Source organism: Actinosynnema sp. NPDC023658, assembly GCF_040639995.1.
GTDB lineage: Bacteria > Actinomycetota > Actinomycetes > Mycobacteriales > Pseudonocardiaceae > Actinosynnema.
The window spans coordinates 1-3,039 of record NZ_JBFAAX010000694.1 but is presented as its reverse complement, the minus strand read 5'-3'; the positions used below and the strand labels follow the sequence as shown (position 1 = coordinate 3,039).

Below are 3,039 nucleotides of genomic sequence, written 5' to 3'. Positions count from 1 at the left end.
GCGTCCAGCTCCGCGGGCCACGGCCCGTCCCCGCGACGTGCGCTCACCACGAGCATCCCGGCCCCCTTCCGCGTCGGCACAACCGGACATCGGCAGGCCCGCGGCCCTCCCACAGGGACCAAAAGTCCCAACCCGGCAGGACCGAAGGCCCGCATCCGGCCGTGGCGCGATCCGTGGGGTGCACGTCGTTGACGCCATCCGGACCAAGGGGCGAGCCTGGACGCATGCGCCGCGTCGTGTTCGTGATCTACGAGGGGTTCCAGCCGCTCGACCTGGTGGGGCCGCACGAGGTGTTCGGGCACGCGAACCTCCTGACCGGCGGTGACTACCGGTGCGAGGTCGTGGCGTCCGCGTCCGGTCCCGTGCGGGCCCGCAGCGGGTTGTCCGTGAACGCCGACCACGCCGTTGCCGACCTGCCGCCCGAGGGCGTCGACACGCTGGTCGTCGCGGGCGGCTCGGGCGTCGACCTGGCCCGGCACGACGCCGCGCTCGTCGACTGGGTGCGCGCCGCGTCCGCCGGAGCGCGCCGGGTGACCTCGGTGTGCAGCGGCGTGTTCCTCCTGGCCGCCGCGGACGTCGTCCGGGGGCGGCGGGTCACGACCCACTGGGCGCGCGAGCGGCAGTTGCGGGACGAGCACCCGGAGGTGCTGGTCGACTGCGACCCGATCTTCATCCGGGACGGCCCGGTCTGGACGTCCGCGGGCGTCACCGCGGGCATGGACCTGTCGCTCGCCCTGGTGGAGGACGACCACGGGCGCGACGTCGCGCACGCCGTCGCCCAGGAGCTGGTGATGTTCCTGCGCCGGCCGGGCAGCCAGTCGCAGTTCAGCGTGCCGCTGTGGGAGGCGCGTCCGGCCACCGACCCGATCCGGGAGGCGGTGGCGGCCGTCAACGCCGCACCCGGCGCGCGGCACGGCGTCGCGGACCTGGCCGCACGCGCCGGGCTCAGCCCCCGGCACCTCCAGCGCAGGTTCACCGCCGAGCTGGGCGTGCCACCCGCCGCCTACGTCGAACGCGTGCGCGTCGAAGCCGCCCGCCGCGCGCTGGCCGAAGCCGACGACCCGGTCGAGACCATCGCCCGCCGCCTCGGTTTCGGCACCGCCGAGACGTTGCGCCGCGCGTTCCACCGGCACGTGGGCGTCGCACCGACCGACTACCGGGAACGCTTCCGAGCACTGGAGGACCACGCATGACCACGTACGGGCTCTTGATCTTCGACCGCGTCGAGGAGCTGGACTTCGTCGGCCCCTGGGAGATCTTCACCGCGTCCTCGATGCTGCGCGACGAGGCCGACACCGTCGTGCTCATCGCGGAGAGCAGCGGTCCCGTGCGCTGCAACAAGGGCATGCGCGTCCTGCCCGACCACACCCTCGACGACCACCCGCCGCTGGACGTGCTGCTGGTGCCCGGTGGCAACGGCGCCCGCGAGACCGAGGTGCACAACCCCGTCGTCACGGGCTGGATCGCGAAGGTGGCCGTCGAGGCGTCCTGGGTGACCAGCGTGTGCACGGGTGCCGCCCTCCTCCACGCGTCGGGCGTCGCCCGCGGTCGCCGGGTCGCCACGCACTTCTCGTACGAGGACCAGCTCGAAGCCCTGGGCGACGTCACGGTCGTGCGCGACGCCCGGTACGTGGTGGACGGCGGCGTGGTCAGCAGCCAGGGCGTGTCCGCCGGCATCGACATGGCGCTGTGGCTGGTCGGGCGCCTGCACGGCCGTGACCACGCGCGCCGCGTCCGCCGCTACGTGCAGTACGAGCCCGCCCCGCCCTACCTGGCCGACGAACCGCTCGCGTGACCCCGGCGTCCGAGCGGGTCCCGCCGCCGTGGCCGGCCGATCGGGACCAGGCTCATCGGCTGCGCCGGGAGTCGCGGATGGCGTCCACCAGCCCGGCGACCAGCTCGGCCCGTTCGACCATGGCGTCGACCACCACGTACTCGTGGTCCGCGTGGGCGCCACCCCCGACCGCGCCGAGACCGTCGAGCGTCGGCACGCCCAGCGCGGCGGTGAAGTTGCCGTCGCTCCCGCCGCCGACGGCCTTGCCCGTCAGGCCGGGCACCAGCCGCCGGGCCACCGCGAACAGCTCGGCCGACGCCGACTCGGGCATCGGGGGCCGTCCCACCGCGCCGCGGACCTCGACCTCCGCGCCCTCCAGGTGCGGGGCCGGCGCGGCGAAGGCGGCTTCGACCCGGTCCTTCTCGGCGGCCGACTCGACCCGCACGTCGACCAGGACCGTCGCCTCCGCCGGTACGACGTTGCTCTGCGTCCCCGCGGTCGCGACGGTCGGCGTGACGGTCGTGCCGACCTCGGGCCGGGCGAGCGCCGCGATGGCCGGCACCTGGTGCGCCGCCTGGACCAGCGCGTTCACCCCGGCGGCTGGTTCGAGGCCCGCGTGCGACGCCCGGCCCCTGACGGAGACCTCGAACGTGCCGCAGCCCTTCCGCCCGGTCTTGAGGCCACCGTCGTCCGCGGCGCCCTCGAACACCAGCACCGCCCCGCACGCCAGGGCGCGCTCCTCGATCAGGGCGCGGGAGGAGTGCGAGCCGACCTCCTTGTCGGCGGTCACCAGGATTTCGACGCCCGACCGGTCGTCGAGCAGCGCGAGGCCGTGGACCGCCTGCACGAGCCCGCCGAGCATGTCGAAGACGCCGGGACCGGTCGCGCGTCCGCCGTCGACCGCGAACGGGCGGCGTTCGAGGGTGCCGAGCGGGAACACGGTGTCGTGGTGACCGAGGACCAGCACCCGGGGCTCGCCGCCACCGGACCAGTGGACGTGCGGCCCGGCCTCGCCCTCGACCAGCACGGCCCGCCCGCCGAGGCGGCTCTCGACGACGGCGGCGACGGCCCCGGCCGAGGCCCGCAGGGCGTCGAGGTCGCCGGAGGGGGACTCGACCTCCACGAGCGTCCGGAGGTCGTCGATCATCGCGTCCACGTCCACCCGCGCGGTCCTGTCCGTCGGCACCGCGCCAGCCTAGTTCGGGGCAACCGGCTCGGCCGTGCGGTGGAAGGCCGTCGAGCCGCGCACGACCGCGGTGGCGACC

General features: G+C 75.3%; 3 protein-coding genes. 2 read left to right on the top strand and 1 reads right to left on the bottom strand.

Annotated features, from left to right (window positions below; genetic code table 11):
* The first annotated feature begins 224 nt into the window (after nucleotides 1-224).
* Together AB0G02_RS33315 and AB0G02_RS33310 are read left to right on the top strand one after the other, a co-directional pair.
* Nucleotides 225-1,193, top strand: a complete 969-nt coding sequence (locus AB0G02_RS33315; protein WP_360802261.1) for a DJ-1/PfpI family protein — start codon at nucleotides 225-227, stop codon at nucleotides 1,191-1,193.
* Complete coding sequence (locus AB0G02_RS33310) at nucleotides 1,190-1,795, top strand: DJ-1/PfpI family protein (protein ID WP_360802258.1); 606 nt, start codon at nucleotides 1,190-1,192, stop codon at nucleotides 1,793-1,795. Before AB0G02_RS33315 ends, AB0G02_RS33310 begins: the two co-directional genes overlap by 4 nt.
* Before the next feature lie 52 nt (nucleotides 1,796-1,847).
* Here the strand turns inward: AB0G02_RS33310 and AB0G02_RS33305 are convergent, their stop codons facing one another.
* On the bottom strand, nucleotides 1,848-2,960 hold the full coding sequence (locus AB0G02_RS33305; protein WP_360802255.1) for a M20 family metallopeptidase: 1,113 nt from the start codon (nucleotides 2,958-2,960) through the stop codon (nucleotides 1,848-1,850).
* Nucleotides 2,961-3,039: the final 79 nt, after the last annotated feature.